Annotated in this window: 1 protein-coding gene; it reads left to right on the top strand. The window is 53.6% G+C overall.

The features are described 5' to 3' along the window. Positions 1-956 (top strand): DUF8065 family protein (locus tag O2S87_RS18575; RefSeq protein WP_475410206.1); only part of this gene is annotated, 956 nt, incomplete at its 5' end. Between the last annotated feature and the right edge of the window lie 207 nt (positions 957-1,163).

Genomic DNA, 1,163 nt, shown 5'->3' with positions numbered 1-1,163 from the left:
TCGACGAGCGGCCAGCCGAAAACGACCGCTGTATGGAGGTCTTCGACGTCCTCAAAGACCGTCTGTCGACCGATCAATCTCGGCTCAAGTACCTCGGTGATATCCAGCAGTTCTACGACCACCAGGTGCGGTTCGAGGGCGCAAAATACAATCCACTCGACGGAGCCAACGATCAGTTCCGCTGGGAGATCGACACACCCGACAACAAAACCGTCGACGCCGAGGGGATGCGGGCAATCTACGAGACCGCCGACTCCATTGAATCCCAGCTCCTCGTGTTGGCTCTTGGAGCCTGGGGGCTTCGACCCAACGAGGTTGCCTCGCTTTCTATTGATCAGTTCGTCCTCACAGACGAGGAAGACAACCGAATCGTCTTCGAGCAGCGCAAAAATGGTCCAGGAGAGGTTGCTTTGCTGTTCGGCGTCGACGTGCTGAACCAGCGAATCGTTGATCTCGATGGGCCAAATTGGGATGGCTATCTCTTTCCATCGAGTCGCTCATCGTCGGGGCATATCGCACCGCAAACAGTCAACCAACGGTTCAAGCGACTTGCTAAAGATGCAGGAGTCACTGTCGAGGCGAAGACACCGACCGCAAAGATGGGTCGACGCTTCTGGTATACCACCTACAACGAGGCAGTCAAACAGATGATGGAAGGTCTCGAAGGAATCGCTGCTGATCAGGGCTCGGCGAGTACAGAGGTCGTCTCGCAGAACTACCTCTCAGAAGCCGAAAAGCGACGCTACCGACGAGAATCAATGCGTGATGAACTGAGTACAGTATTTGGTTCGATGACGGACAAGGACAAGATTGCTGTTTATGAACGATATTCATCTGGCGACCTCTCAGAGGACGCTACCCGTGTACTCCTCGGTGATGAGTTCGATATGCTCCAAGAAGATATCAAGGCCTTCCGTGAGGCCATCAAGGATGAAACTAGAGATCACCTCGTCTAAATTAGTGGTTATCACAGATTCAGCATAGATCGCCGGTCTCCCAGAAAGCACGTTGTCGATCTTCAATTTCGGAAAGAACCTGGTCGTGTTGCAAAGTCCTCTAGAGTTCAGTAGCAACTGACTCCCTTGAGGAAAGGGACGCCTCTGGTGTCCACTCCGAGAGGTGTCCCATGCACGCCACAATCGACGTGCGGTTGACCGTTAGCA

The organism is Halohasta sp. A2, from assembly GCF_056175805.1.
This window is presented reverse-complemented; position numbering and strand designations above follow the sequence as displayed.